Raw genomic sequence first — 26,640 nt, 5'->3', positions numbered from 1 at the left:
TCAAGAGGGTTAATGGGGTAGAAAGAAATCAGGATAATCAATTAAGGCGAATGTCTAATAAGTGTTATTATAGGTCATTTCTACTTTTGAGTTTACGGTCTTTAGTATTTAATTAAGTAACTACTCCGCCAGGAAGAGGGAAATGTTATTAAAGCTCATTTGTTCACAATTGGCCAGAAAAGAAAACAAATACACAACACAAGCGGCTAAATCTGACCAGGAAAAATACTTAGTCGACCGAAGATCAGATTGAGCCACATAGAGATTTTTGGGTTTGGCTGTAGCTGAGTCTTAGATTGTTCGGACTGATGTGTTGAGCGGCTTGATTACTTAAATAAAAGTTTTACATTTTTTAATACAGAAAGGTTTATATATGTCCAGGGACTTAGGTAAAATTAATTAAATAAGAGAAAATTGATGAATCAATATTTTATAGACCTTACTAACAAACTTTTAGTAAATGATCCTGAAACAATAGAATTTAGTATTAAATTCATCGAAGCTGATAGCAAGCAGGCTGGTTATGGTCGTGTTCGTGCTTTGATGTGTCGTCGTCTTAAACATTGTACCTTAAGTCAAGCTCAGAGGGATAGACTTGTTAAACATATACTCGAACGCCTTAAGAGCGGTAACTTTGCTCAACAATTCAAGGATGAATTGCGGTTAGCTTTATTTTTGAATAAGAAACGCTCTTTTGAGGCAGCATTATCAAGTAGTAAAGACTGCCGTGATCACGTTCGTCGCTATGCTCAGTGGATTTTAGAAAAACACACTTTTGATACCGAGCCGGATGGGAAGTAAAATTAAAAAATCAATGATTTAAAATAACTATAATTTTTTTTAAAACACATGAAATGTTTCAGCCTATTCATGGTCAGTTTATTAGGAATTACTGAGATGGGGGAGATCCAAGCCACTAAACAGTTAAACCCTAATAATTTAAACGTGACAGTTAAAGTTAATTATTATCCCATTTATGGAAAAGGGGTTCAGGAAATTCGAGAGTCATTGAGAACAAGAGGGATTGTGTCTGAAAAAGAAGGAAAACGCTATGCGGCTTTCACTCATTGGTATGTACAGTGGAATTATAATTATCAAGAAGAACAGCAGCAATGTAAAATCACACAAGTGGTTATTAAAACCACTGTCACCATTACCTTACCAGCTTGGCAGATGCCCTCAAATACGCCCAATTCGCTGCGGATAAAATGGAATCAATTTAGTCAAGCGTTACGGCAACATGAAGAAAATCATCAACGACATGGTGTACTAGCAGGACAGTCCATACTGAAAACTTTAAAAAATTTACCTCCTAGTTCTACTTGCCGTCAACTAGAGGCAAACGCCAATCAAACGGCCCACAACATTATAAAAAAATACAATCAAGCAGATATAAATTATGATCAACAAACACAACATGGCAAAACCGAAGGAGCAATTTTTTAACTGTTAAGGTAACGTGAGATTATATTAACCTAAAACCATCAGGCGGTAATTACGGTAAAAATAGGAAGAAAACAGGCTCTCTTTTTGGAGACTAACGCCACAAAGCTGACGTTAAAATGATTACAGCAATCGACAAGAAACATTTTACCCGTGTCAGCAATCATCGGCGATTCTAGTACAGCTAGTCCTTCTTTTGATTCTCCCCGCTTATGGTATCCAAAGCGAGTCTTATTTACACCCAGTGCATTAAATACCCCAACAGGTCAACAAATTCATCAAAGAATGGTGGCCCTCAATTTACCCATAGAAGAATTGTCCTCTAATCGTATCAATATATTTAAAGGACTCGACGAGCGGGAAATTTATCGTCAGGCAAAAACCACCTTAGCCGTCGTTACAGCACCATCAAGCTCGCTAAAATTAAATCCTGTTCCCCCCTCTGCTGATTGGCAATTTCACATTGCTCAAGGATGTCCTGCTCACTGTCAATACTGCTATTTAGCTGGTAGTCTCACAGGAGCGCCGTTAATTCGTGTTTATGCTAATTTACCAGAAATTCTCAATAATTTGAGTTCTTATTGTCAACCTAATTCAGACACCAGTTTTGAAGTCAGTTGTTATACAGATCCCTTAGCCCTTGAGCATTTAACAGGGAGCTTATCGGAATGTATTCGCTATTTTGGGACTATGCCGGCAGCTAACCTAAGAGTAGTGACAAAATTTGATGAGATCTCTCCATTAATATCGTTGCCGCATAATGGACAAACCCGCATTCGAGTTTCTATTAATGCCGCACCAGTATCGAGGAGTTTTGAAGCGGGAACAGCAAGCGTCGAAGCAAGATTAAAAGCGTTACGAAAATTAGCTTTACCCCAGAGTGAGGGAGGAGGAGGTTATCGAGTAGGTGTAGTGATTGCGCCAATCATGTTGATCGATAATTGGCAATTACATTACAGGCGTTTGTTTGAACAAATAGAGAAAGCTTTAGATTTTGAGTGTGATTTAACATTTGAGTTAATTACTCATCGTTTTACAGCTAAATCTAAAGAAGTGATTCTACAATGGTATCCGAAGACAAAATTAGACCTCGATGAAAAAGGACGAAGTGTTAAATACAATAAATTTGGGGGAACAAAATATGTTTATTTAGCGGAACAGATGAAAATGATGAAACAATTTTTTACTGAAGAAATTGCTCAACGTTTTCCTTCATCTCAACTCCTTTATTGGACATAAGAGTCTCTGATAAGTTTTTTAGATTGGCTCTTTCGACATCGTGGGGAAAAATATTCATTATAATACAAAATTCTCTCTGGAGGGTTACGGCGCGACTGAAAACTTATTCGTTTCTTATAAAAATTCTCCCCGCACCTAACCCACCCTACAATAAAGAAGCTTTTTTTATCACCACAAGTACGAGAGAGCCGATCTGAGCTAACCCTATCTGACTATTAAATATATTATTGATTTGATTTATTGATAGGTACGGTTAGGCTAGAGACAATAGGATTTGAAGAAAAATTGTTATTACCTGGCATAACTATAAAATTTATCTGAACAAATTTTGTCGCAAATTTTTTTCTAATTTCTAACATTAATATGCCTTTGGCTCCGGCTTTTTCAAAGGCTGCAAGAAAATAACGCAGAAGTTTTCGTAAAAATTTTTTTTCAAATACTGTTATCTTAATTTCTTCGTTAAAAGAAGGGGTAATGACTTCCACTTGACGAATGGTAGCCTCAGTGGATAATAGCTTAACTAAAGTCAGAATGGTATCCATCAGGAATATAGATTTAATACTATCTCTTTCTGATGAAGCTAAGGAGTACCAAAAATAAGAACGATGACGAAATATGGCAATTGATTGCTCTGCCTGTTGTAATAATTGTTGAGCATAATCTATTCGATTAGTGGCTATCAATCGAGAGCTAAAATCCATCCGTAAACGTGCTGCGTGATGAGTTTGAACAAGGTCTTGGCGCAGTTTTTCTAAGACTTCATAATCATCAGGACGGGCGGCTTTAACTTGGCTAAGAGCCGCTTCTAAATTGCCTAAAATTAGTTCTGCTTCAACACCGGCTGAAGCACAGAGTAAGAGTTCTTTAAATTTTTGACTATGCTCAGGAGATTGTAGCGAAATATTCAAGACACCGACAATTTCTTGTTTTAAGTTTCGCACAGGCATTCCCAAACAAGTAAAGGGATAAAACCCATCAATAAAATGCTCGGCTGTGACAATTTGGCTATAAGTTCCTTCGGCTAAAGGAGTACCAATACCATTAGCTCCCGCTACCTCTTCGGACAATAACGACCCCGGCTGAGGAAATGATTTTGATTGTACCATGTCCTTATCTCCCCATAAATCTAATAAAACCGCATGGCAATCGCTCAATAAAACTGCGTGGGGTTCCTTGCCGGCAGCTTGGGCTAAAATTTGTGCATAAGGACGAACAGCTTGAATTAATGGGCTTTCTTTGTTTAATAAACGGTCAAGGTCCAAAGAGGATAACTTTTCTGCCTGCATAGCACGAGGGTTAGCACCTAGCAAATGGGACCTTTCCCAAGCGCGATATACTTCTTGACGTAATAATTTTGTTGAGATAGCACCAGTGGATCTATATAGTCGGCCTGCTTCCAATATTTCACGGGTTAATAAAGGCATCGCTAATGTACTGGGTGGTTCTGGTTAATACAATTGTAACCTATTTTTTGTTTCGGCTCTAAGTTAATTGTGCCGCTAATTATTAAGTCAGCTTTGATCATTTCGCCGCAGTCAAGAAAATTTTGCATAATGCCTGATCAATTTGTTTATCTTTCGGGGAAAGATGATAGGCTTTTAAAATGCCCTCAGCCGCTTTTTGACTTTCTCCTATATTCAATAAACATGGTTAATAAGAGTTTTTTCAACAATTTTATGAACAGATAATTTTTGAAAAGAGTGAAAATTTAGGAGACGGAACATTTAATCAACGGCAAATACATGAATGCCTGAATGCCTAAGCCGCACGACAATTATCATTATCAAAGCAATTAACTATAAGTAGACAAAACTCAAGTTAACTTTGTAGGGACGCTCTTACCTGGGTTCTAGGTAAGAAATGCTTGAGTCTTGCTCAGGATAAAGCAAAAGTTGGATGTGTCATTTACCAAGACATTATCTATAAATTTTAAATTGTCAAATAAAATTTATTTTTCTTAATATTAAATAAAAAAATTTTTTAGGAAAATGTTCAGTTGGCTTTGTAGTGATCCATAGCCAATCAATATTATGATAAATCGTTAATGTAGACCTAGCTCTTTCAATGAGACTCATAAATTTGTTAAATTAAAAAAGGGATAAATTATGTATCTAACAAAGCGAGCCGCTTGTGTAAGAAATATAGCAGTATCAAGCGCCACTGGAGCAATAACTTTGGCCATTCTTCTGATTGCGCCTTTAGGTCTTGCTGCGGTTATTATTAATACGGTTCTAGTGACAGTTTCTTCTTTTGCCGTTGGTTTAGTTGGGGATTGGGTAGTGAGTTGGTTATTAGCTCCTTCCCATCATCAACATTTGTCTTCTGGTAACAGACAAGAGTATTTAATTCACTCTCGCCGGCAACGCGAAATAGAAGAATACAAAGATTATTAATTGAAGAACGAACCCAACACCAGACACAGGTTTAGTTGAGTTTTTGGAGAAGTCTAACCTAAAGGTGCGGGAATAATTTTAATAATAAAAATATAAGTTTTGCTCCGCACCTTAATGCATCAGAGAGTATTTTGTAACTTACTCAGAGTTAAGTATATTAGTGGGGAACTCGTTCAGCACCCCAGTCAATCAACATCAAAAAAGTAAAATTGTTTAAAAAATATTGAGCTATACTTGTGTATGAAAACACTTTATGTTTCTCAACAAGGTTGTTATGTTTGTCTAAAACAAGAGCTTTTATTGGTTAAGTTTAAAGAAAAACTAATCGCAGAAGTTCAATTACCTTTATTAGAACAGATTCTTATTTTTGGTAAATCTCAAATCACAACACAAGCCATTCGTGCCTGCTTATGGCAAAATATTCCTATAGCTTATCTATCACGCATGGGATATTGCTATGGACGAATTAAGTCTATAGAAAAGGGTTATCGGCAATTGGCACGTTATCAACAAGAACTGGCTTTTGCTGAACGCTTTATAGTAGCTCGTTCTATCGTTCAAGCTAAGTTAAAAAATAGTAGAGTCCTTCTTTTACGCCAGCAACGACGTAAAGATTTAGAAATACTGAGTTTAACGATTAAAACGCTAGATTATTTGATTGAACAAAGCAACAAAAGCAATAAGTTAGAGCAATTAATGGGTTATGAGGGGGCAGGAGCCGCTAGTTATTTTTCGGCTTTTGGACAACTTTTATCAAATCCAGATTTTGTTTTTATGGCACGTTCTAAGCAACCTCCGGGGAATGAAGTTAATGCGATGCTCAGTTTTGGTTATCAAATATTATGGAATCATCTCTTAACTTTAATTGAATTGGTTGGGCTTGATCCTTATGCGGCTTGTCTTCATCAGGGAAGTGAACGTCATGCGGCTTTAGCATCCGATTTAATAGAGGAGTTTCGCGCTCCTATTGTTGACTCTTTAGTTTTATCATTAATTAATCGAGGAATGATTAATCTTGGCGATTTTGAATATCGAGATGGAGGGTGTTTTTTAAATAATTCTGGACGAAAGAAATTTTTAAATGCTTTTGTTGGGCGTATGGAGGAAAAAATTTCTACTGATGAAAAAGATAAACAGCCGCGTTGGGATTTGCTAATGCAGCAGGTAAAACACTTTAAGCAGTTTATTTATTCACCGGCTTATGGATATCAACCTTATCTAATTCGCTAAGTAGGTGGACAGTTATTAAAGTTAAGTGTGTTTTTAGTTGCGTCTTAGAGAAGAGGCTGCTTTCAGGCTGTTGACTTTTTTTAAGACATTGTTCAGGCGCAGAGCTATTCTTTATTTGGGTACTTATGCGATTTTATGTTATTACTTATGATATTCCTTGCGATCGCAGACGAAAAAAAGTCTCTGATTTATTAGAGGGATATGGTGAACGGGTTCAGTATTCGGTTTTTGAGTGTGTTCTTAATAAAGCTAAGTATGAAAAGTTACGCCAAAGACTCCGCAAGAGAATTAAGGAAGATGAGGATAAAGTACGATTTTATCCGGTTTCGGAACATACGTTTCAACAAGTTGAGGTATGGGGTGGGCCTCCTATTACTAAGGCGGCTGGTTCTACTATTGTCTGAGTTTTGTATCATCGGTTGGCGACTGACTCCAAAAATCCCTGAAATACCTATTGTTTCATTTTCTCGGTCGACTATAAGCCTGGTAAGGGTTTGAGCCTTCTTGAGCGGGCAGTTATTCGGGATCTGTGGTACAATTTAGGGTGTGGTTCGCAAACGGGGTCTAGAAGCCAAATGCTATAAAGGTTCTGTGGGCAGCCCCCTACCTATTGGGTTAAATAGGAATAGTTGGAAACACGACCATTGAGCTTAAAGACGAGAGCCACCTGTCCCCCTACCTATTGGGTTAAATAGGAATAGTTGGAAACAAAACGGCTTCCAAATTCTCAAGCGGATCTAAATCTTCTACCCTACCTATTGGGTTAAATAGGAATAGTTGGAAACCTCCGCGACTAACATTGATTTTGTTGTCTCTGCGATTATTAGGACTCCCTACCTATTGGGTTAAATAGGAATAGTTGGAAACAATTCAGGGGGGATGGATTGAGTATGGCCCATCAATCCCTACCTATTGGGTTAAATAGGAATAGTTGGAAACAGAAGGATATCAATCTTCGTCTTGTTGTAGATGATGTCACCACCCTACCTATTGGGTTAAATAGGAATAGTTGGAAACGAGAATCATAACAACAGTTACATGAGGATTAGCTAATAGATTCCCTACCTATTGGGTTAAATAGGAATAGTTGGAAACCACTCTGGTCTGCTTCGTTGTGGGTGGGAGGAATATGCAGCCCTACCTATTGGGTTAAATAGGAATAGTTGGAAACACCAATAGCTTTAGTTTACTGCACTTTTTTTTAAAACCCTACCTATTGGGTTAAATAGGAATAGTTGGAAACAGGGATCGTCGTCTTGTTTATACTTTCCTCTAGGAGTGGTCCCTACCTATTGGGTTAAATAGGAATAGTTGGAAACTGGTGATGGATGCTTTATCATTGCTGATTTGGCTCTACCCTACCTATTGGGTTAAATAGGAATAGTTGGAAACTCCAAGTTAAAGTAGCTCCGCATTTGGCTACATCATAATCCCTACCTATTGGGTTAAATAGGAATAGTTGGAAACAAGAACAGCAACAAGAAATCGGCGACGCTGTTAGAGCCCTACCTATTGGGTTAAATAGGAATAGTTGGAAACAGGGTTAGTAAACTCTGTGTAAGCCCTCCTGAAAATTACCCCTACCTATTGGGTTAAATAGGAATAGTTGGAAACAGTTCATAAGCGTTGCAAGCTCGCTTAACATATATTCCCTACCTATTGGGTTAAATAGGAATAGTTGGAAACTTTGATGATTGAATTTTTTAAACCATTAAATTTGTTCTGAACCCTACCTATTGGGTTAAATAGGAATAGTTGGAAACCCCCTTGATTCCTTTCAAAGAGTTTATCTGTTATGGCAAAACCCCTACCTATTGGGTTAAATAGGAATAGTTGGAAACCTATCATTGAGGAGCTTGAGATTCAGCCCCCCAAATAGCCCCTACCTATTGGGTTAAATAGGAATAGTTGGAAACAAAGATTTTATGGCTCTTATACACAGTTATCAAAATAAATAGATAGCGGCAATTTTGTTAAATTATGTAACGACAATCGAGTTAAAATAAAACACTGAACTGCTCAAAAGGCCAAAAACTATGACTTTTCCTCTCAGTTGGACACAACTAGAAGCACTCACCAATTTTGAAACAGATCCAATTAACGGTTCCACCAACGCGCAAGCCACTTTGCGGCTTTTTAATCATGACGAATCTGAAGTTCGTGTCACCCTATACCGCGATAATCATGCCTGGTGTCCTTATTGTCAAAAAGTTTGGTTATGGTTAGAAGAAAAACAAATCCCTTACCGCATCAAAAAAATTACCATGTTCTGTTATGGACAAAAAGAGACTTGGTATAAGCGGCTTGTGCCATCGGGAATGCTTCCGGCTCTCGAGTTAGACGGAAAACTGATTACTGAAAGTGATGATATTTTAATCGCTTTAGAGCGTGTTTTTGGCCCCTTAACTCAAAGTATGAAAGCAAAAGAAGTCATTCCTTTACGACAACTAGAACGACTTTTATTTCGAGCTTGGTGTAATTGGCTTTGTTATCCGGCTCGTTCTTCTTCTTTCGACCAACAAAACCGTCAAAAATTCATCAACGTTGTACAAATGGTAGAAGATGCCTTAAGCCGCACCGAAGGACCTTACTTTTTAGAACAATTCGGTACAGTAGATGTAATTTTTACCCCTTATGTAGAACGGATGAATGCCAGCCTTTACTATTACAAAGGCTACTCTCTACGGGAAGAAAACCCTCATTTAGCCGCATGGTTTGAAGCGATGGAAAGTCGTCCCACTTATCGAGGAACTCAAAGCGACTTTCACACCCATGCTCATGATTTGCCGCCTCAAATGGGCGGTTGCTATGAAAACGGCGAACCTCAAATGCTAATTAACAAAGCACGGGTAGACAATGGCCCTTGGTTCGGACTACCTGATGTAACTTACCCTGAACCGGAAACTTCTCAACAAGAAGCACTACAACGGGTACTCAAACACCGCAACAATTTGATTAAAGTTAATCCTTGCGATGATACTTTGTTTGATGAAGCCCTTCGTTGTGCCTTGACTTATATGATCACAAAGGAAGTCTGTACTCCACCCCCAGATTCAGATATCGCTCTAAGATATTTACGAGATAGAATAAATGTACCTAGAGATATGTCGATTTACGCCGCTAAACGGTTAAGGGAAGCACTTGAAACTACTGCGGCTTTGGCAGGTGATCGACAAGGGCCTCCAATACCTCTAGACCATCGACGTGATCAAGACCCTGCCAACTTTAGAGAAGCTTTTTGTTAGGCTAGAGGCACTCTTTAAAAGTTTTAGGGATTTTTACATTTTTTAAGAGCAAATCCTTTATCTATTTCTAGGTACTTAATTTTACAATCAAGTAAACCTCTAAGTATCTGGACACTCTATAGAGCTTCTTTGTACCCGCGAAATGTAAAACTCTCCCAACTCTTACCCATTTAGGAGTTATACCAATTCTCCTTAATAATACAATTTATTTTTTTTTTAAAGCCCCCCGAGTTCACGGGGGGTTGGGGGGATCGATTAAATGCAGCGTTATAGAGAATTGGTATTACGCACTCCCAATTAAAAACAACGATTTTATGTCCCAAGCGAGCCTAGCGAAGGATCGCGCAAATCTCAAACCCCAATGATTTAGTGGAGAATGCGTAAGTCCTACCATTGCCCTTTCACCCGTACTATGAACCCCAAACTCACAGTTAACTTTACAGATATCCGACTACTTATTGCTTCTTGCTATCAGTGGACTTTTGTCTATCTTTTTATAATTTTTTTAAGTAAGAATGAATTAATATCATGCCAGTAAAAAGCGGCAAGGCCATTGCTGTTAAATGAATTAAAAATACTTTTAAATCAGGACATTCACTGCTTGTACAAGGAATTGTCCAGGCCACCACTAAATAAATCATCGTTGAAGTAAATAACACCCTTCCTCCAAAAGTATTTGCAGAATACCAGTATCTATCATTTGAAAGGGTTTTGGCTGTACGGATACCATACCACCCCTGACGGGGAATGAGTTTAAAAATTAGTGGGAGACTCAGCAAGTTAATAATTATTTCTGGGATAAAAAATGGTTGATGGATAAAAACGGTGAGCATAAGATACCAATCATAAAAAAAAGCTTTTAGGGTTTAATTAAAAAATATTATAGCAAAAAGTTAGCTTTTAACTCTTAATTCAACCCAGCTATTTAATAGAACAATTTCATGATAATAAATTTTCTAATTGAACATCTCGATGGCGAAGACGCTCTGCCAATAAAATTACAATAAAGCGATGAAATTTAGAAGCTAATACCGAATTTTCTTGTTCCATTTTTTGAAAATTTTGAGTAGATAAATAATAAAGATTACTGGATGAATTACAAATAACTGTCGCCGAGCGATTAGCTTGTTGATAAAGCCCCATTTCACCAATAATTGTGCCGCTTTTATAAGTCCTTAAACGTTTAGTTTGACCATTAGCCATACTCACTACTACACTAATTTGACCTGACTCAAGAAAATAAAGGCCATCAGAAACATCTCCCTTTTGAAAAATAACCTCTTCTCGCTCTACTTTTAAAAATTTTAAATAGTTGATAAACTTAGATATTTCTTCAAGGTTTAAACCTAAATCTTTTAGCTGTTGTTTTAAGTCATAATTAACTTTTTCTTGATATTCATTAACTTCTAAAGTTTTTTCCTCACACCATTCCAACCCTCGATCTAAGTCCGAGAAAATTTGACAACTATTATCGAAAATAAAATCTCCTTTTTCTAAAAAACTTTTTAAAAACTCACTTAAATGAGTAAAAACAAGAATTGAGCCATTTTTTTGAGCAATTTGTTGAATTTTTAAAAAACTTATATTGGCTGAAGAATCTATCCCTCTAACCTCTCTAAAATCTAATACCAAGAAGCGAAGAGGATTTTTAGAAATATCTTCTATACGAGCTTGAATAACTTCAACTAAATTATTAGCTGTTCCAAAAAAAATAAATCCTTCTAATTCTAGAATTAAAATTTCTTCTCCTTTTTCTTTAAGAATTTTAACTTTATCAGGTGCATAAGCTACATTACTTTGATGAGTTACTCCGGAAAATTGATGCTTAACAATATTAATGCGGCTGTAATTAACCACAAAAAGCATCAGTGTTACCAATAAACCCACAGCAACTCCAGGTAAAAACCCGACCATAGCAATCACCATTAAAATAATCACTATAGTAATATAGTCAGTAAAAGGCAGTTTAAACCAAGTATCATACAACCATTGACTCAACAGTTCAAACCCTAAAAATAGTAATAATCCACCTAGCACAGGTTTAGGAAATAAATAAATAATAGATTCACCAAATACTAAAGCCATTCCATAAGCACCTGCTGTAAAAAGACCCACTAAGCGGCTATTAATAGTTAACTTTTGAGCTAACATAGAATAGTTCAATTGATGATAGCAGATAAATCCACCAGCAAAACTGGTTAGTAAATTAGCCAAACCCACAGCCCGTAATTCTTGATGTAAATTAATATCACGCTTAGTCGCTAATTCTATGGCACTAGCATTAAGTAATAACCCCACAGTGCTAAGAAGAATAATAGAACATATATTACCCGATTCTCCCAAAATTAAAGACCAATTGGCTTGGGTAATACTTAAAGGATTAAATAAATTTAACGTAACTTTTTGAGATAAACTTTCTAATAACCAGCCTTGCTCTCTAGCTATTTCTAAAGAACTATGACTAATTAAAAACACTAAATAAAATCCTACAATAGCCGCCATTAAAAACCCGGGAATAACTAACCAATGTTTAAAACGGCGAGTCAACCAGAAAAGCATAATACTTAAAATAGCACCAGCACCCCAGTGAGACAAAATATTGGGTTCAAACAACCTAAAAAAATCATTGCCTTGAAAATTAATCCCTGCCATCATTCCTAGAGAACCTTTTAATAACAGCCACCCAGAACCAGCTAAAAAGCCTCCCATAACGGGATAAGGAATAAATCGAATTAAATTTCCAAATTTTAGCAGTCCTAATGTGCCGCTAAAAATAGCTGTTAAAAAAGTAGTTAAAACCATAGTCGTCACCACTGTCAGCCATAAATTTTGGTCTGTAGTTCCGCTTGGTAAATGAGTCATTAGATTAGAACTAATTACAGTAAAAATAGCAATAGGGACATCTTGCGGCACAACAACAATATTGGTTGAAGAACTCCAAAAAGCGACTATAATATTAGCAATGACTCCGCTTAACAGCAATAAACTAAACCCATTAGGAACATAATTAGGCAACTTTTCTCCAAAAAGAAGAATAGCCAGAGATAAACAAATACTAATCTCTGAAACACCTACAATTAAAGTCATAATTAAGCTTAAAAAGATTTGTCGGAAATTTAAGCTGAGATGAGTCGGAAAATTCGTTATATATCTTAATTCGTTAATCATAGAAGATAATGTCATTAGTCATTGAGTAGAAATACAAGGCTTGATAAAAAATAATGAGTTCTCGCTCTACAGTTTCAGTATTCCCAAGGATAAGGACTGATTTTCTACCCCGACTGTTAAAATTTTATTAAATTTTTTAATAGGTATTTTTGAGGCTACGATTGCTAAAAACTATAACCATCAACTCTAAGCTCGTGAATTGATATATAGGCATAACTTATCAATACACTTGACTCTCCCTTTCTTGTGGTAAGTCCTAAGCTGTTACGCATCTAAATTATTAGTCCAGATAAAGAAGGGGGAAAGGGGAAAGGGGAAAGGATTGAACCTTTGTACCAAAAATAAAGTTATAAAAATTAAATGCGTCTTAGCTTAACAGACTCAAGCTTTTGGGCCAATCCGACAAAGGTTGTCTCCGCAGGCTTCAATATTTGATAAGCTAATTGGAGACTTTATGTTAAGAAATGTAAAAGGTTTGAAAGTCTTACCTGTTCCCTGTTCCCTGCTTGCACTGAGCTTGTCGAAGTGTTCCCTGTTCCCTAATCACACAGTTAACTTTAATTGTGTCTAGGTACTTAATAAAATAATTAAAAAAGAAAAGCTGACTTTTTATTTAACAGGAAACACCATTTAGGGACGCTCTAAAAAAAAGTTTTTTACTTTTCCTTTCCCAAAATAAATATTTACTTCATCATAAATATTGTAAATTAAAAACACTACACCGATACATAAAATTACCGCAAAAAAATGATGAATATTTCGAGTTTCAACGAATTTTACAATAGCCGCACCCATGTTTTTAGTTTCTTTATAGGCATGAAAAAGGTTTTCAATTACTCCTATTACTATTACAGTCAAGCTATAGAAAAAAGTTTTATAGAGTATGCTGATATAACGCGGCGATTGTAAAAACCGCTTGAACAAAGGAGTAGAATCCATAATAGCAACAGCTTTAGCCGCTACCAATGCCCCTATAATGGCTTTTGATAACACATAAGTGTTAATCTCATAATCTTCTAAAAACAATTTCATCAACAGTAAAATATAACCAAAGCAAATGAAAAAAAACAGAGTCAGAAACCCGAGTTTTTTGATTTCACGCTTGAGTCCATCCATGAGTTCATCTCCCCTTGTTTAATGATTAATAGCAAGCCACAACCGAAGCTGTATAATTACTGCCAATATGGTTCAAACCACCCACCAATAGATTAACTTGATAAGGTTCATCGTCAGGTCGTGGTGCAGCTTCAATTTGTAAAGGCTGATTAGAATTTATTTGTACCCCATCTGAATTGTAAAATTCGCCGGTTGTTTGGTCACTATATTTGAGATACATTTTAATATCAAATGCCCCCCCATCTGAAGAAATAGTAGCGATAAAACGCTTAAATTTTTGCTCACTGGGAACCGCCCAATCTGTATTCCAATTATTACGAGTAATATCAACTCCTACCATTCCCAAGGGACCAGCAGGAATGGTGGGAGGAGAAACCGTTTTAGTAATGCTGTTTCCCTGACCATTAACTACGGAGATAGGGACACAAGTTTCGGCTTTTGCTGGTAGATTAAAACCGAAGATAAGAGACGAAATTACTAAAAAAATTGGTGATTTATTGTTAATTTTTTTCATAATTCTCTGACAAAAAATAGAAAACAGCAAAAAATTTTGATTCAGAGTGATAAATGCTCGCCCAAATAGACTTTTAAGCAATGGCGGCACGTAATTCAGGTCTGCTGTACCAACTCCAAGGGCCCTCTAAAACGGGTTTAATATTTAGTTCTTCGCGCCATTCTTCTAGGGAGCGTTCAAACCCTTCTTCCCACTTAATAGGAAATAAAGGTTTAGCATTTCTACCAATAGTAATTCCTTGGGAAATCAAGTCAAATTTATAGCCCAAAGTTTTGCCTAAATCGCCATCATTTTCTACTTCACTAAGCAAAGTATCGCTGGTAAAAAAAGTCATCAATAGGGCCAGGAGATCTATTAACAAAAAAGTCGGGTAGCGAGTTTGTGCCACCGTGATCGAAATGACTCCTAATTCTCCTAAGCCATCCAAACTAAATCCTGTCAAAATATGATGAATATCGTGGGTTTTATTGACTCGAAAACCAATGTAATCGGCATCTGATTCAAAATCAGTGCGCTGAGGATAAAATTGAGGATCATATCCCAAAGCGGTCATGATTTTGCTATAAGTCCAACCGAGTGAATCTTTGGGCATTTTTCCCATAGCCTCTAAATCATAAGCTGGCCCAATGTAGCGTTCCTTAACTAATTGAGCAGAGCTAGATTCTGCAAGCACGGCTTTGACACACAATTGCATCGGACGACTATCAACAAGTCTACGCTCGATTTCCCAAACATTGGTTGTATCTTGTCCTGAACCTGCCGCTAAATCTACAAATTCCAGAAATCGATTGATATTTTCTGGCGTTGCTAATTGATTAATATATCTGTAAGCCATTTAACACTATCTCCTCAAAATTAGACAAAAGGCAATAAATTACACAATGCACAAAAAGCAAGAACAAAGAATTGTCGGTATTTTACAATTCTTTACAATAATCAGAGAAATTTAGCTATGCCCAACTATTTAACGGTATAACCGCGCCCTGTCATACAAGCTGTCCAAGCTTGAAAATACCGTTGCAAGTTTTGTTGTTCTTTAGCTTGGGCCTGAGCAGAAAGTTGATTGGCTTGTTGTTGTTGTTCTTGTCTCCGCATCAGTCCGCCTAAAGCACCCACACCGGCACCAATGGCGGCTCCTTCACCGACATTACCACCAATGGCTCCACCCACTAGGCCTAATAAAGAACCTTTAAGAGCGCCCCGCACGAGTCCTCCCTGCTGCGGAGATTGGGCTGTGGTTTGAGGTTGGGGTTGAGCCGGATCAAAGCCGGTTTGTTGTTTGGCCCAGGAATAACAGGCGAAATGGTCTTGTTGTTGTTGTTGGGCACTTTGTCCCTGACTAGGATAGGCAAAAGGTTCTGCTAATTGAGCTAAACACAATTCAGCCTGAAAAACCCCTAAGACTGATATTCCTAAACTGATCCCTTTGACAATTTTTTTCATAAAACTTTTACTTGAGCGAATTTACCCTTATTTGAACTATTATTAGCTCACAGAGTTCCTTTATTGAGGAGGAATTAAGCCGCACTCAAATAATTTTGTCAGAACAGGAGTAGAAATTTGACCAAAAAATTGCTCAGTTAAAGAAGGATTTTGTCGCAATAGCTGAATAAATCGGTCTGTTAATTGATCTTTTAGGTTTTCTTGCCCTGAATTACCTTGATTAGATTTTTTGGCCGCCATCGAAGCCGACAATTCTTGACAAGAAGCATTGTTAAATTTCTGTATGGTTTTAGCCGCAATCGCATTGACCACTTCTTCGGGCAAAGGTTCTTGATTCTGGGCTTGGGCAACAGGAATAAATCGCCATCCCATGACGGCTAAAGTGGCTAGGCCGCCGACAATTGGTTTTTTAAGTGAAAGTGATAACTGCATAATAAACGTTACTAATAATTAAGTGCTTGGTGAGTCTTTGTCAAATTACAGGTTATCTTTGGATGACTCTTAGGAGTTACGCACTCCCAATTAAAAAAAACGATTTTATGTCATCCACCAGAGGTAGCGAAGGATCGCGGACAATCTCAAAGCCTAATGATTGGCTTACAGTGCGTAAGTCTTAACTCTATCAAAAAACGGCAACTTTGTGAAAGATTATGTAAATTAATTTAAAGCATTTAACCACCATCTTAAGATAGATTTATAGTTAAGAAGTTGATATTGCTCAAATAGACGGAATTCAATTGGTTTTTAAGAGGGGAAACTCTCGAAAAATAACTAAATTTATCGGTTTAATTCTTATATTTTTGAATTTTTATCGACTTATGCGTTTTCTTAACCTATTAACTTTAACCCTAAGTATATCTAGCTTGACATTGGCTACCCCTACCCCGGCTCAACAATTGCCCTATCCAGCAAATTCCACTTTTTTTACAGGCACTCCGCCTTCTTTAGTCAGTGCTAATACACCTGATCCTTTGATTGCTTGGCCTCATCCGCACTATTACTTTACATTTAATTTACCCGCTTCCTCTCCAGAATCACTAGCAAAAATTACCATTGCCCCTGAAGCTAATCAGGAAACTATCGGTTTTGATTTGTTAAAAACAGTAGCCTCTCAAAGCACAGCTAACACGAAAGAAGCGACTGTTGCATTAGAAAGCATAACTCAAGACCCTAAAAGCGGCCTAATCACTATGACTTTTAATCCGCCTATTTCCCCAGGAACAACATTGACGGTTACGTTACAAGCTTATCGTAATCCTGGAATTCCGGGTACTTATCTTTTTAGAGTTCAAGCTTTTCCAGCCGGAGAAAATCCTGTAGGTTTAGATCTTGGCGTAGGCAGTTTATCTTTTCATCAATTACTATAATTTATTATTTAATCTTTAAATTATGATAGCATTAAAAAAATTAAGTCCTTTTTTGATTACTGGTTTAATTGCTTCGGGAATTCCCTTAATTACCCAGGCCCAAACTCAGCAACAAATCGATCCTCGTGCCCAAGAAATTTTGAGCCAAGCAAGTCATTATTTAAAAGTTTCTCAAAATTATAATTTTCAAGCTCAAATAACTTTTGATGATGTCATGCCGCCAGACCTAAAATTGCAATATCATGCCACAGCTAACCTATGGGTTGAACGGCCGAATCATTTACGAATTGATTATACAGGTGATCGACGGAATGTAAGCTTTTATTACAATGGCAAAAACTTTACTCTGTTTGATAAAGGGCAAAACCTCTATGGTAGTTTTGCGGCTCCCCCGACTATTGATGACACTCTCAATAAAACCCTTAAAGACTATGGTTTTCTGGTGCCTTTGGCCGATTTCGCCTATAGTGATCCTACAGCCGCCTTTAGTCGGAATATTCAAAAAGGGTTTTATCTCGGTTTAGTCTCTCTCAAGGGAATACCGACTCACCATCTAGCCTTTACCGAACAAAATATTGATTGGCAAATTTGGATAGAAGATGGCAAAAAACCCCTAGTTCATAAGCTAGTTATTACCTACAAAAATTTAACGGCGGCTCCTCAATATATTGTAGAATTTAGCAATTGGAACTTTAACCAAAAACAACTTAATCCTCAAATTTTCTCGTTTAAGCCGCCAGAAAATGCCGTTAAAATTGAATTTATACCGGCTAAAAGCTCGAATCGTTAACAGTTTAATTAATTGTCTAAGTAATTTTATAGGAGGAAAAAAATGAGTTTATTAAATCCAAAAATGGCTTTTTCAGGCTTAGTCCTTCTAGTTGCCAGTTTTAGTTTTACCCTATCAGTTGATGCCGCTTATGCAGACCGATTTGGTGGTGGTTTTGGTGGAGGATTTAGCGGCTTTGGCGGTTTTCATGGAGGAGGATTTGGCGACTTTAATCGCGGGGGATTTGGTGGCGATTTTCGGGGACAAGGTTCAATTTCAGGTTCAGATGGAGATTTTAACCGTTCTGGTTTTGATTTAAATTCCGGTCAAAGTCTCTCAAGTGATCGCTTCTCTGGGAGTTTTCAAAATTTTGATAACAACTTTAATCAAAACCGCAGTCAATATCAGCAAAGCCGCCAAAATGAAATCAACTCCACAGAACAAAATCGGCAAAATGACTTCAATAGTGTCCAGCAAAATCGTTCTGATTATGAACAAAATCGCCAAAGTGATTACAATACTACCGAACAAAATCGTCAGAGTGACTACAATACTGCCGAACAAAATCGTCAGAGTGACTACAATACTGCCGAACAAAATCGTCAGAATGATTTTAATACCTATAATCAAAATGTAGACAATCTTCAACAAAACCGTATTAATGCGGCTGATCAATATCAACAAAATCGTATTAATGCCGGCAATGAATATCAACAGAATCGTATTAATGCCGCTAATAATCTTCAAGAAAACAGCCAGAACTATTGGAAAAATAATGGTTGGAATGATGGATATTATTATCCCGGCCATAGCGGCTATTATCCTAGTGGCATAGGTGCGGGTTTTGCTACTGGGTTAGCGGTGGGAGCTTCTGCGGCTACTTTACCGCCAGGCTATACCACTATTTATGCTAATAATACGCCCTATTACTACGCCAATGGGAGTTTTTATAGTCAGAGTAATAATGGGTATGTTGTGGTTAATGCCCCTGTGGGTGCAACCGTTCCTATTCTTCCTCCAGGATACACCACAACCACGATCAACGGAATTACTTACTATCAATATGCGGGCGTTACCTATCGACCTTTTTATAGTGGAGGAGAAGTAGTTTATCAAATTGTCAATCCTTAGTGGTCAACAAAAATATTAGGAGTTACGCACTCTCAATTAAAAACAACGATTTTATGTCCCAAGCGAGCCTTGCGAAGGATCGCGGACAATCTCAAACCCTAATAATTTGTTAGTTGTTATGGTTCAGATTATTAACTCTGCGTTTTTTGTTCTGGAGTTTTTCATCCTACAGTGTTAAAATAATCCCATATTAACATATTTATGGCATTATGCAAAGATATAATCTGAGGCTCTCAGACAAAGAGTACAAGGAATTAAAAGATTTATCAGTCAAGACAGAAAGGTCAATCAATGAGCTTATTAGAGAGGCTATTAGGCGGTTTGTTCAGGATACGACAGAATAGTCGGGTTTCATCGGGTCCCTCGCGGTGCGAAGGAGCATAAATCGGAGGCTCTCACCCTCCCGTATTATTTTTGTAGAATTTGTAATTTACTCATAGATTGACTATAGTACAGGCATCCGAGAAAAGACAAGTACCTGGACATAAATCAAGCCTAGCTCCGCGCCACTCCGTGTACATGATGTTAAGAAATGTAAAAGCCTTGAAAGCCTTTCCTGTTCCCTGTTCCCTTACCAAACAGTTAACTTTAATTTTGTCCAGGTACTTAAAAACAATTTTAACGATTAAAAAACGCCAAGCGTAACAGCAGAAATTTTTTGATTACTGATGATTTATTGCCTCTTGCCTTTAAAAACCTACTGTCGCGCCATAATCATACGCATTTCGGCTTCGCTATCTTGAATCAAATCTCCGCTTACATCCACCGTGACCTGATCAAGTTTACCTGTAAACTTAAAGGGAGGTTGATAATCTGGTGTGACAGGGGAACCCGGAGCTATTCCACAAGTTAAACTACTCACCACACCGAGTGCTAAAGGAGTGGTCACAGGGACTTCTATTTGTCCCACAAGCTTTCTATCAATATAAAGTTGGGCACGCCCCGGGGTGCCTTTGCCCTTCGCCAAATCTGGCGGTCCCGTCACTTCAAACTCAAAGCGTAACTGATGGCGGCCTTCTGGAATTAACTCCAGAGATTCTACATGATAGTGCGCTCGTCCCACATAGTTATGCACCCAGTGCAGTTTACCTCCTTGGACATAAAAAGAGTAGCCGGTATCATTACCTCCATGAGCCAATAATATTCCTTGTGCGCCACCTTGAGGGATTTCCACCTCAGCCGTAATACTATGGGAACGATTTAGCACTTTGACGGCACAATTAGCCGGAATTCCTTGAGTATTGGGATAATAAGTATAAGAAGTCCGATTAGGCGCAATTTGGGGGCGTTCTTCGGCTATTCGTTGTATAAGCCTTCCATCCACAGGCAACACCTTATATTTACCCGCCTCTACATACCAAGTGGCCACCATTTCAATCAGCTTAGGAGAATGATCAGCCGCAATATTATAATTTTCCGCAAAATCTTCGTCCACGTGATACAGTTCCCAGTGATGGGTATCTAGTTCAGTGAGGGTTTCGGCTAAAATTGGCGTACCAAAAGGTTTTCCGGCTTCAGCCAGTGACGGACCCGGCCAAGGACAAACCGCCCGCCAACCCTCATGATACAGAGAACGATGTCCCATCATTTCAAAATACTGAGTCAGATGCTTAGAGGGTGCATCAGCATGATCAAAAGTATGAGCAAAACTGACTCCTTCAATGGGAGATTGAGTGACACCCCTGATGGTAGGGGGGGGTTCAATGTTGAGTAACTCTAGCACGGTTGGGACTAAATCTATGGCGTGCGCGTACTGAGTACGGATTTCTCCTTTAGCTTGAATTCCTTTAGGCCAATGAATGATCAAAGGATCGCTAATTCCTCCCCGGTAAGTTTCTCGTTTCCAACGACGGAAAGGGGTATTACCCGCCCAAGTCCAACCCCAAGCATAATGATTAAAGCTTTCTGGCGTGCCTAGCTTATCGAGTGCTTTAAGATTTTCTGCTAAAGATTCGGGTATATTGTTAAAAAAGAGGTGTTCATTGACTGAACCTTTAGGACCCCCTTCAGCACTGGCTCCATTATCCGAAATAACCATAATAATCGTATTCTCGAACTCGCCGATGGTTTTGAGGAAGTCCAGTAAACGGCCAATATGGTAATCCGTATGGGTGAAAAAGCCAGCAAATACTTCCATCATCCGGGCATAAAGCCGCTTTTCGTCTGCGGCAAGGGAACCCCAGCGAGGGACATCGGGATCATGCCGGGACAGTTCTGTATTACTAGGAATGATGTCTAATTCCTTTTGACGAGCAAAAACCTTTTCGCGGTAGGCTTCCCAACCATCGTCAAACTGTCCGGCGTAGCGATCGGCCCATTGTTTAGGGACATGATGAGGCGCGTGCATTGCACCCGGACAAAAATACATAAAAAACGGTTTATTAGGAGCAATTTGCTTGGCATCAGCGATAAAACTAATGGCTTTGTCTACTATATCTTCGTTGAAATGGTAGCCTTCTTCTGGCGTTGTTTCGGGATTGACGGTGTGGTTATCATAAACTAATTCTGGATAATATTGGTGAGTTTCGCCCCCCAAAAAGCCATAAAAACGCTCAAAACCACGACCAAGCGGCCAACGATCATAAGGTCCGGCTGCCGAGATTTGCTCTGCGGGGGTTAAATGCCATTTTCCAATCGCATAGGTGTTATAACCTTTCTGTAGTAAAATTTCGGAAAGAAACCCATTTTCAAAGGGAATATTCCCATTACTACCAGGATAACCGGTGGAGCCTTCGGTAATACAGGCCATAGCGTTAGAATGATGGTTGCGTCCAGTGAGAAGACAAGAGCGGGTGGGAGAACAGAGTGCTGTGGTATGTACATTATTGTACCGCAAACCGTTAGCGGCGAGTGCATCTAAATTAGGCGTTTGGATCGGACTTCCATAACAACCAAATTGACCAAACCCAGTATCATCCAGTACGATAAATAGCACATTGGGGGTACCTTCTTTAGCTCGCAAAGGCTCTGGCCAAGCAGGGCTAGACTTATCCACTGTACGTCCTATAATACCCGGAAAAGTGTTTCCTGGTTTGTATTCACGCAACGACATAAATTAACCTCTTGTGGAAAGTTTTGATTTAAACATTTTTAAGCATAAATCCAGCTAAAAACTTTTGTTCAATAGCTTAAATTAAATTTACTGATTAACTATAATTAACTTTTGCCTCAATTTTTTTGCATAAGTGCCGCTTGCCTGTTGGCTATACTGCTCATTCAAATTCAGGAAGACTAGCAAGCTTACGAATAGACACTTTTACATCCATGCCTAAATAATCTTGTGCTTCACCAAACCAAGAACCCGCCAAAGGAATAACCTGGGCCGGATGACGAGCGATAGCCACTCGGATGAGATCAAAACCTGCTGTAATTCGGTTGGTAGGGTCATAGGCACGCCAGCCGGCACCCGGCAGATATACTTGCAACCAAGCATGGGTTGCTCCAGAACCAGCCATTCCAATTTCGCCCCCATCGAGTGCCGCATCGTAGAGATAGCCACTGACAAAACGACAGGCAAGTCCTAAGCGCCGCAATGCCTCTATCATCAACCAGGCATAGTCTCGACAAGACCCTGACTGTAAGCGCAAGGTTTCACCCGGGGACTGAGTTCCTTCTGTATCGCGCATCTGATAAGTCATGGTGTTCCAAATAGTATCCATCATCCGTTGCAATACATCGAGGGTGTCATCTTGATCCCCTGCCACAAAGTGTTTCGTCCAAGCCGCTAGGCTACCATCAGGATCTTCAGCATGGGGACGCATAAACATGGCCAAATCTACCCACTCATCAGGAGTATATTGCACCGGAATTTCTTTAGCTCGCTCATCTAAGGGAAACTCAGTAATCGCTTTGATGCCAAAATGCTCACCTCTTAAGCGAGAAGTAACGATCAGTTCTTTAGAGGCTTCGCTAAATTCTATCAGCGCCACATTGTTAGAAAGAGTGTCCATCATCCAACGAATTTTAGAGGGCACATTGGTAGAAAGTGAGTAATTTAAGATACGACCCCCATAATTTGCACTGGGTAAAAAAATTGCCCGGTGTTCACCGAATGTCACAGGATTGCGATAGCGATAGGTAGTAATATGTTCAAGATCGTAAATAACACTCATTGCTTTTCTCGCTAATTCAGTGAAATTATTGGCTGTTGCCTGTTGCCATTTTACCCTTAATTATGCTTTCCTTGACATAAAATCATTGTTTTTAATTTTTGCCGCCGAACAATCTCAAAACCGATTACCTCATTTTAGCTGTGTCAGTCCACTATTATTATCTTAAGATTTACTTAATATGGAAGCTGAAATTTTTGTTCATTCTCCTACTGACTATGTTAAAAATAATTTCAAAAGTTTTTTACCGGATTGGGAATCGCCGCCTGTGTCAGTTATTATTGTTCTGCAACGCTCACAGGTTGCACTCATTAACCAAGGCGCTGATATAGAAGCAGAAAAAGACTTTTTACGCCAAAAATTTCTGGATTTTAGCTATGCTTTGTGTCGTAGCTTAGATGAACAAAGGTTTTTAACAGATATCATCGATCCTCGTTCTGGCTATGCGCTTTTTTCTAGACAAGGGAGTCAGTCTCATGATGATTGTCAAGTCATCCATCAGTTGCGGCAGATTCCTATTATTAAACAGAATCTCTGCAAGTCTCTTGACCATCCCAGTTGGGGAACTGCGGTTTATCCTGGGGTACTGATGAGTTTAGCTCCTGCATCAAAAATTCAGCCGCTTATCGTCGATAATACGGGAGCGCAAAAAGGTAATTATATCGATGGATTACAATTTCGCCCGAATCAGGCATGATATTAAAAGTAGTTAAATTAGATGCTTTAGGTATGAATCTTACAACCTCAAACCCTCTGGTAACCAAATTATCAAAGGCTTCAGAAGGATTAGTCTATATAAGCGAGTCAGACTACCCTTATGAAGTTATTCATTGGGATAATCCTAACGTTCCCCTCACAAAAGATTTAATCGCCCAAAAAGCCAACATTTCCGAGGGGACTCCTTGCTCTGAAGTGGCCTTTGATGATTTTTTTAATCTTGATGCGCCTGACCCTGACTGGTATGGAGAAGAGGAAAAACAAGAAGCCGCTAAACAAAGAAACCTCATGAAAATAATGAAAGACCACCTCACAGACCTAAAAGTTTATCGATTTGGAGAGGTGGAAATCGCTATTTACATTGTCGGTAAAGCGGCTAATGGCGAAATTATTGGGCTAAAGACTACAGCTATTGAAACCTAAACCCTCATCAGCTTTAGCCTCAATTACATCTTGGATTTCTTTTGGTAGATTACTTAAAAGATCGTAGCCGGTCAGTTTTTCAATTTCATCTACAGAGGTTATGTACTTAAAAGAACCGTTTTCTTTGACATTCCAACAGTCCCCTCTCACTCCCTGCTTATGCGGCATATTAACGGCTATAATGCGGGTATTTTCGGTAATTTCTGCCAATCCCATTTGTGGCTGCTCTAACACCACCATCACCTTCCAAGAACTAGCAGGCACGGCAATAGTATTTAGGGACCTTTTACCTGTAAAAGAATATTTAAACCCTTCACGTCCCTCTCCGCCCTTACCAGTTCCTCCAGCAATAATGTAAAGTTTTTTGTTTTCTTCATTGACAAGATATCGTCCTTGTTCTTCTAGAGTTTTCCAAGGACCTTGATTGACATCAGGGGACTGAGGCATGATATTAGTCATTAGAAAAGTAGCACAATTATCAGTGTGATTGTTTGTGCGGTCTGAAGAGGGAATTATATGTCCTCTATCAAATCCAGTTCCTGTATAATCCTCAGAAAAAACAGGGTTATAACCGCTAGGAAGGGCTGTATCTGGCCGAAAATAATCCCTGCCTGGGGGGTTTTGACAGCGCGTTTCCTCTCCGAGCCATTCTGAGCCTAACTGCCAACTAACCCAATTAGCAATAGATTTGCTACCGTTATAAGACAAGGCGTACTGCCGCTTAATCATTAGTAAATTATTTGGGTCGCTACCATCAAGGGAGGCATCAGAAGGATTACCTAAAAGCAGATGTACACTGCCCAAGTTGCCAACATTGATAGGTATTTCTTGTGCCCTGACTGAAAAAACAATGGGCATCATTAAAACCCAGAACAATACACTAATCAGCAAACCAAGCCCTAACTTAATATAAATTTTCACAAAAGTTTTTTTGAGCATATTAAATATCGTTGAGTAACGATAAAGCTAGTATCTCAATCATAAATTTTTTTCAGCTAAAACGAATAAAAATCCTAACTTTTTTTAAGATTTTCGATAAACAACTTAAAAAACTTTTTTAAATTTTTGTAAATTTTTTTAATTTTAAAAAAAAATGTGCTTTTTTTCAAGATTTATAAGCTATAAAAAGATTAAATAGAAACAAACAACCAATATGTCAACTCATTCTAAAAATTCTCGAGTAAAAAGAATTTTATCCCTGGACGGAGGAGGCATTCGCGGCACTCTGTCTGCTAAAATTTTAGTAGAAATTGAAAAAGCTTTGCAGACTCATTATCAAGATCCATTATACCGATTAGGAGATTTTTTTGATTTGGTTGGAGGCACTTCAACCGGCTCAATTTTAGCAGCCGGTATTGCCAAAGGGCTTTCTACCACCGATTTGTTATCTTTATATGAACTTGATGGCGTTAACATTTTTCAAAAACATTGGCTGGCTCAAATACCTGGACTCAGAAAGCTTTATAATCAGTACGATCCTACCAATTTAGAAAAAAAACTCCTTGAAGTTTTTCAGGAAACCACTTTAGGCGATTCAACATTAAAATGTTATTTAAGCATCACTACTAAAAATGCTACCACAGGACAGACACGGTTTTTTGATAATAATCAGGAAAGTTATCTTTACTCAGAAAATTCTCAAGTGAAACTGCGAGATATTGTTCGTGCCAGTTCGGCGGCTCCAACTTTTTTTCCGCCCCATCGTTTTACGATTGGACAACGCGCCTATGAATTTATAGATGGGGGAGTAAGTTTATATAACAATCCTTCTTTTCAACTTTTTCTTCAAGCTTATGAAAAAGATAAATTAGGATGGGAAGTAGGAGCCGATAAACTTTTGCTGGTTTCTATTGGTACAGGATTTGCTTATGAGAACATTCCTGTAGGAAAGGCTGCAAATTATACCGCTCTTGATTGGGCCCCCTATTTAGTGACACGCTTAATGGACGATGCTAATGTAGGCCAAAATCAAATTCTTCAACTGATTAGTTACCAACCTAATAGATTCGCTCGAAAGACAAACAAAGTTGTTAAAGAACAAACCTTTCCTCATGTCGATGCTGAGAAACTTAAAGACAAATTTTTAACTTATTATCGCTTTAATGCTTCCTTTGAGGAATCACGATTAAAAGCTTTAGGCTTATCACCTAGCCCACAGCAGTTAAAAGCTCTTAAAAAGATGGATTGTGTTGATCAAATCAATTTTTTGCAACAAATTGGCGCAGAAGTAGCTAAAGAACAGTTTGATATTGACCGATTTGAAGGCTTTTTATAATAATTTGATCAACCTGCCGCTTCAGCCGACTTCTTGCATAATTCACAAGTAAGAGCTA

General features: G+C 38.3%; 25 protein-coding genes and 1 CRISPR repeat array. Of the genes, 14 read left to right on the top strand and 11 right to left on the bottom strand.

Annotated features, from left to right (window positions below; genetic code table 11):
* Positions 1-417: 417 nt before the first annotated feature.
* The 3 genes from CYAN7822_RS29020 to CYAN7822_RS29010 all read left to right on the top strand — a co-directional run bounded on the left by CYAN7822_RS29020 (position 418) and on the right by CYAN7822_RS29010 (position 2,682).
* A complete protein-coding gene (locus CYAN7822_RS29020) occupies positions 418-801 on the top strand; it encodes a hypothetical protein (RefSeq protein ID WP_013334540.1) in 384 nt (127 codons plus the stop codon).
* 69 nt (positions 802-870) lie between these two features.
* A complete protein-coding gene (locus tag CYAN7822_RS34930; RefSeq protein ID WP_013334539.1) occupies positions 871-1,446 on the top strand; it encodes a DUF922 domain-containing Zn-dependent protease in 576 nt (191 codons plus the stop codon).
* A gap of 150 nt (positions 1,447-1,596) precedes the next feature.
* Positions 1,597-2,682 (top strand): spore photoproduct lyase family protein, encoded by a 1,086-nt coding sequence (locus tag CYAN7822_RS29010; protein WP_013334538.1) that lies wholly within the window; start codon positions 1,597-1,599, stop codon positions 2,680-2,682.
* A 224-nt stretch (positions 2,683-2,906) separates the two neighbouring features.
* Here the strand turns inward: CYAN7822_RS29010 and CYAN7822_RS29005 are convergent, their stop codons facing one another.
* On the bottom strand, positions 2,907-4,106 hold the full coding sequence (locus CYAN7822_RS29005; RefSeq protein ID WP_013334537.1) for a GAF domain-containing protein: 1,200 nt from the start codon (positions 4,104-4,106) through the stop codon (positions 2,907-2,909).
* Between the two features lie 681 nt (positions 4,107-4,787).
* Here CYAN7822_RS29005 and csx18 point away from each other — a divergent pair.
* The 4 genes from csx18 (at position 4,788) to CYAN7822_RS28985 (ending at position 9,550) form a co-directional block, all read left to right on the top strand.
* Positions 4,788-5,075, top strand: coding sequence for a CRISPR-associated protein Csx18 (gene csx18 / locus CYAN7822_RS29000; RefSeq protein WP_013334536.1), 288 nt, complete (start codon positions 4,788-4,790; stop codon positions 5,073-5,075).
* A gap of 240 nt (positions 5,076-5,315) precedes the next feature.
* Positions 5,316-6,305: a CRISPR-associated endonuclease Cas1 gene (gene cas1, locus CYAN7822_RS28995; RefSeq protein ID WP_013334535.1), complete on the top strand. Its 990-nt coding sequence runs from the start codon at positions 5,316-5,318 to the stop codon at positions 6,303-6,305.
* A gap of 125 nt (positions 6,306-6,430) precedes the next feature.
* Positions 6,431-6,709: a CRISPR-associated endonuclease Cas2 gene (gene cas2 / locus CYAN7822_RS28990; protein ID WP_013334534.1), complete on the top strand. Its 279-nt coding sequence runs from the start codon at positions 6,431-6,433 to the stop codon at positions 6,707-6,709.
* 197 nt (positions 6,710-6,906) lie between these two features.
* A CRISPR array of direct repeats spans positions 6,907-8,221; the repeat unit is 36 nt; unit sequence CCCTACCTATTGGGTTAAATAGGAATAGTTGGAAAC.
* 120 nt (positions 8,222-8,341) lie between these two features.
* A complete protein-coding gene (locus CYAN7822_RS28985) occupies positions 8,342-9,550 on the top strand; it encodes a glutathione S-transferase family protein (RefSeq protein WP_013334533.1) in 1,209 nt (402 codons plus the stop codon).
* A gap of 494 nt (positions 9,551-10,044) precedes the next feature.
* On the opposite strand, the gene CYAN7822_RS28980 is transcribed toward CYAN7822_RS28985, so the two are convergent.
* From CYAN7822_RS28980 to CYAN7822_RS28950, 7 genes are all read right to left on the bottom strand, one after another.
* Positions 10,045-10,383 (bottom strand): SdpI family protein, encoded by a 339-nt coding sequence (locus CYAN7822_RS28980; protein WP_013334532.1) that lies wholly within the window; start codon positions 10,381-10,383, stop codon positions 10,045-10,047.
* 106 nt (positions 10,384-10,489) lie between these two features.
* Positions 10,490-12,733, bottom strand: coding sequence for a SulP family inorganic anion transporter (locus CYAN7822_RS28975; protein WP_013334531.1), 2,244 nt, complete (start codon positions 12,731-12,733; stop codon positions 10,490-10,492).
* 615 nt (positions 12,734-13,348) lie between these two features.
* Positions 13,349-13,834 (bottom strand): hypothetical protein, encoded by a 486-nt coding sequence (locus tag CYAN7822_RS28970; RefSeq protein ID WP_013334530.1) that lies wholly within the window; start codon positions 13,832-13,834, stop codon positions 13,349-13,351.
* A 25-nt stretch (positions 13,835-13,859) separates the two neighbouring features.
* The gene (locus tag CYAN7822_RS28965) at positions 13,860-14,348 is read right to left on the bottom strand and encodes a hypothetical protein (protein ID WP_013334529.1); all 489 of its coding nucleotides are present in this window, start codon (positions 14,346-14,348) and stop codon (positions 13,860-13,862) included.
* A 73-nt stretch (positions 14,349-14,421) separates the two neighbouring features.
* Positions 14,422-15,183, bottom strand: coding sequence for a Coq4 family protein (locus CYAN7822_RS28960; protein WP_013334528.1), 762 nt, complete (start codon positions 15,181-15,183; stop codon positions 14,422-14,424).
* Between the two features lie 125 nt (positions 15,184-15,308).
* Positions 15,309-15,791, bottom strand: a complete 483-nt coding sequence (locus CYAN7822_RS28955) for a glycine zipper domain-containing protein (RefSeq protein ID WP_013334527.1) — start codon at positions 15,789-15,791, stop codon at positions 15,309-15,311.
* Between the two features lie 60 nt (positions 15,792-15,851).
* Positions 15,852-16,223, bottom strand: a complete 372-nt coding sequence (locus CYAN7822_RS28950; RefSeq protein WP_013334526.1) for a hypothetical protein — start codon at positions 16,221-16,223, stop codon at positions 15,852-15,854.
* A 386-nt stretch (positions 16,224-16,609) separates the two neighbouring features.
* Between CYAN7822_RS28950 and CYAN7822_RS28945 the strand changes: the two genes are divergently transcribed.
* From CYAN7822_RS28945 to CYAN7822_RS40565, 4 genes are all read left to right on the top strand, one after another.
* Entirely contained in the window at positions 16,610-17,158 is a 549-nt protein-coding gene (locus CYAN7822_RS28945; RefSeq protein WP_013334525.1) for a DUF2808 domain-containing protein, read from the top strand.
* 22 nt (positions 17,159-17,180) lie between these two features.
* Positions 17,181-17,948: a DUF2092 domain-containing protein gene (locus CYAN7822_RS28940; RefSeq protein WP_013334524.1), complete on the top strand. Its 768-nt coding sequence runs from the start codon at positions 17,181-17,183 to the stop codon at positions 17,946-17,948.
* Between the two features lie 42 nt (positions 17,949-17,990).
* A complete protein-coding gene (locus tag CYAN7822_RS28935; protein WP_013334523.1) occupies positions 17,991-19,058 on the top strand; it encodes a DUF6515 family protein in 1,068 nt (355 codons plus the stop codon).
* A gap of 209 nt (positions 19,059-19,267) precedes the next feature.
* Complete coding sequence (locus CYAN7822_RS40565) at positions 19,268-19,402, top strand: ribbon-helix-helix protein, CopG family (protein ID WP_083786945.1); 135 nt, start codon at positions 19,268-19,270, stop codon at positions 19,400-19,402.
* 353 nt (positions 19,403-19,755) lie between these two features.
* Here the strand turns inward: CYAN7822_RS40565 and CYAN7822_RS28930 are convergent, their stop codons facing one another.
* Both CYAN7822_RS28930 and CYAN7822_RS28925 read right to left on the bottom strand, forming a co-directional pair.
* Complete coding sequence (locus CYAN7822_RS28930; RefSeq protein WP_013334522.1) at positions 19,756-22,110, bottom strand: arylsulfatase; 2,355 nt, start codon at positions 22,108-22,110, stop codon at positions 19,756-19,758.
* A gap of 160 nt (positions 22,111-22,270) precedes the next feature.
* Positions 22,271-23,170, bottom strand: a complete 900-nt coding sequence (locus tag CYAN7822_RS28925; RefSeq protein ID WP_013334521.1) for a transglutaminase family protein — start codon at positions 23,168-23,170, stop codon at positions 22,271-22,273.
* A 178-nt stretch (positions 23,171-23,348) separates the two neighbouring features.
* Here CYAN7822_RS28925 and CYAN7822_RS28920 point away from each other — a divergent pair, with 178 nt between their 5' ends.
* Entirely contained in the window at positions 23,349-23,864 is a 516-nt protein-coding gene (locus CYAN7822_RS28920) for a methylmalonic aciduria and homocystinuria type D protein (protein ID WP_013334520.1), read from the top strand.
* The gene (locus tag CYAN7822_RS28915; protein WP_013334519.1) at positions 23,861-24,307 is read left to right on the top strand and encodes a nuclease A inhibitor family protein; all 447 of its coding nucleotides are present in this window, start codon (positions 23,861-23,863) and stop codon (positions 24,305-24,307) included. Before CYAN7822_RS28920 ends, CYAN7822_RS28915 begins: the two co-directional genes overlap by 4 nt.
* Here CYAN7822_RS28915 and CYAN7822_RS28910 read toward each other — a convergent pair.
* Positions 24,281-25,246, bottom strand: a complete 966-nt coding sequence (locus CYAN7822_RS28910) for a DNA/RNA non-specific endonuclease (protein ID WP_013334518.1) — start codon at positions 25,244-25,246, stop codon at positions 24,281-24,283. The genes CYAN7822_RS28915 and CYAN7822_RS28910 overlap by 27 nt on opposite strands.
* A gap of 214 nt (positions 25,247-25,460) precedes the next feature.
* Here CYAN7822_RS28910 and CYAN7822_RS28905 point away from each other — a divergent pair, with 214 nt between their 5' ends.
* On the top strand, positions 25,461-26,582 hold the full coding sequence (locus CYAN7822_RS28905) for a patatin-like phospholipase family protein (protein WP_013334517.1): 1,122 nt from the start codon (positions 25,461-25,463) through the stop codon (positions 26,580-26,582).
* The last annotated feature ends 58 nt before the right edge of the window (positions 26,583-26,640 follow it).

The sequence above is a fragment of the Gloeothece verrucosa PCC 7822 genome, assembly GCF_000147335.1.
GTDB lineage: Bacteria > Cyanobacteriota > Cyanobacteriia > Cyanobacteriales > Microcystaceae > Gloeothece > Gloeothece verrucosa.
Note: the sequence above shows the minus strand (reverse complement) of the source record. Positions and strands in the feature narration are given on the sequence as shown.

Coding starts and splice junctions, on each gene's coding strand:
- CYAN7822_RS29020 (WP_013334540.1), top strand. CDS start 418: ATGAATCAATATTTTATAGACCTTACTAACAAACTTTTAGTAAATGAT.
- CYAN7822_RS34930 (WP_013334539.1), top strand. CDS start 871: ATGGTCAGTTTATTAGGAATTACTGAGATGGGGGAGATCCAAGCCACT.
- CYAN7822_RS29005 (WP_013334537.1), bottom strand. CDS start 4,106: ATGCCTTTATTAACCCGTGAAATATTGGAAGCAGGCCGACTATATAGA.
- csx18 (WP_013334536.1), top strand. CDS start 4,788: ATGTATCTAACAAAGCGAGCCGCTTGTGTAAGAAATATAGCAGTATCA.
- cas1 (WP_013334535.1), top strand. CDS start 5,316: ATGAAAACACTTTATGTTTCTCAACAAGGTTGTTATGTTTGTCTAAAA.
- cas2 (WP_013334534.1), top strand. CDS start 6,431: ATGCGATTTTATGTTATTACTTATGATATTCCTTGCGATCGCAGACGA.
- CYAN7822_RS28985 (WP_013334533.1), top strand. CDS start 8,342: ATGACTTTTCCTCTCAGTTGGACACAACTAGAAGCACTCACCAATTTT.
- CYAN7822_RS28980 (WP_013334532.1), bottom strand. CDS start 10,383: ATGCTCACCGTTTTTATCCATCAACCATTTTTTATCCCAGAAATAATT.
- CYAN7822_RS28975 (WP_013334531.1), bottom strand. CDS start 12,733: ATGACATTATCTTCTATGATTAACGAATTAAGATATATAACGAATTTT.
- CYAN7822_RS28970 (WP_013334530.1), bottom strand. CDS start 13,834: ATGGATGGACTCAAGCGTGAAATCAAAAAACTCGGGTTTCTGACTCTG.
- CYAN7822_RS28965 (WP_013334529.1), bottom strand. CDS start 14,348: ATGAAAAAAATTAACAATAAATCACCAATTTTTTTAGTAATTTCGTCT.
- CYAN7822_RS28960 (WP_013334528.1), bottom strand. CDS start 15,183: ATGGCTTACAGATATATTAATCAATTAGCAACGCCAGAAAATATCAAT.
- CYAN7822_RS28955 (WP_013334527.1), bottom strand. CDS start 15,791: ATGAAAAAAATTGTCAAAGGGATCAGTTTAGGAATATCAGTCTTAGGG.
- CYAN7822_RS28950 (WP_013334526.1), bottom strand. CDS start 16,223: ATGCAGTTATCACTTTCACTTAAAAAACCAATTGTCGGCGGCCTAGCC.
- CYAN7822_RS28945 (WP_013334525.1), top strand. CDS start 16,610: ATGCGTTTTCTTAACCTATTAACTTTAACCCTAAGTATATCTAGCTTG.
- CYAN7822_RS28940 (WP_013334524.1), top strand. CDS start 17,181: ATGATAGCATTAAAAAAATTAAGTCCTTTTTTGATTACTGGTTTAATT.
- CYAN7822_RS28935 (WP_013334523.1), top strand. CDS start 17,991: ATGAGTTTATTAAATCCAAAAATGGCTTTTTCAGGCTTAGTCCTTCTA.
- CYAN7822_RS40565 (WP_083786945.1), top strand. CDS start 19,268: ATGCAAAGATATAATCTGAGGCTCTCAGACAAAGAGTACAAGGAATTA.
- CYAN7822_RS28930 (WP_013334522.1), bottom strand. CDS start 22,110: ATGTCGTTGCGTGAATACAAACCAGGAAACACTTTTCCGGGTATTATA.
- CYAN7822_RS28925 (WP_013334521.1), bottom strand. CDS start 23,170: ATGAGTGTTATTTACGATCTTGAACATATTACTACCTATCGCTATCGC.
- CYAN7822_RS28920 (WP_013334520.1), top strand. CDS start 23,349: ATGGAAGCTGAAATTTTTGTTCATTCTCCTACTGACTATGTTAAAAAT.
- CYAN7822_RS28915 (WP_013334519.1), top strand. CDS start 23,861: ATGATATTAAAAGTAGTTAAATTAGATGCTTTAGGTATGAATCTTACA.
- CYAN7822_RS28910 (WP_013334518.1), bottom strand. CDS start 25,246: ATGCTCAAAAAAACTTTTGTGAAAATTTATATTAAGTTAGGGCTTGGT.
- CYAN7822_RS28905 (WP_013334517.1), top strand. CDS start 25,461: ATGTCAACTCATTCTAAAAATTCTCGAGTAAAAAGAATTTTATCCCTG.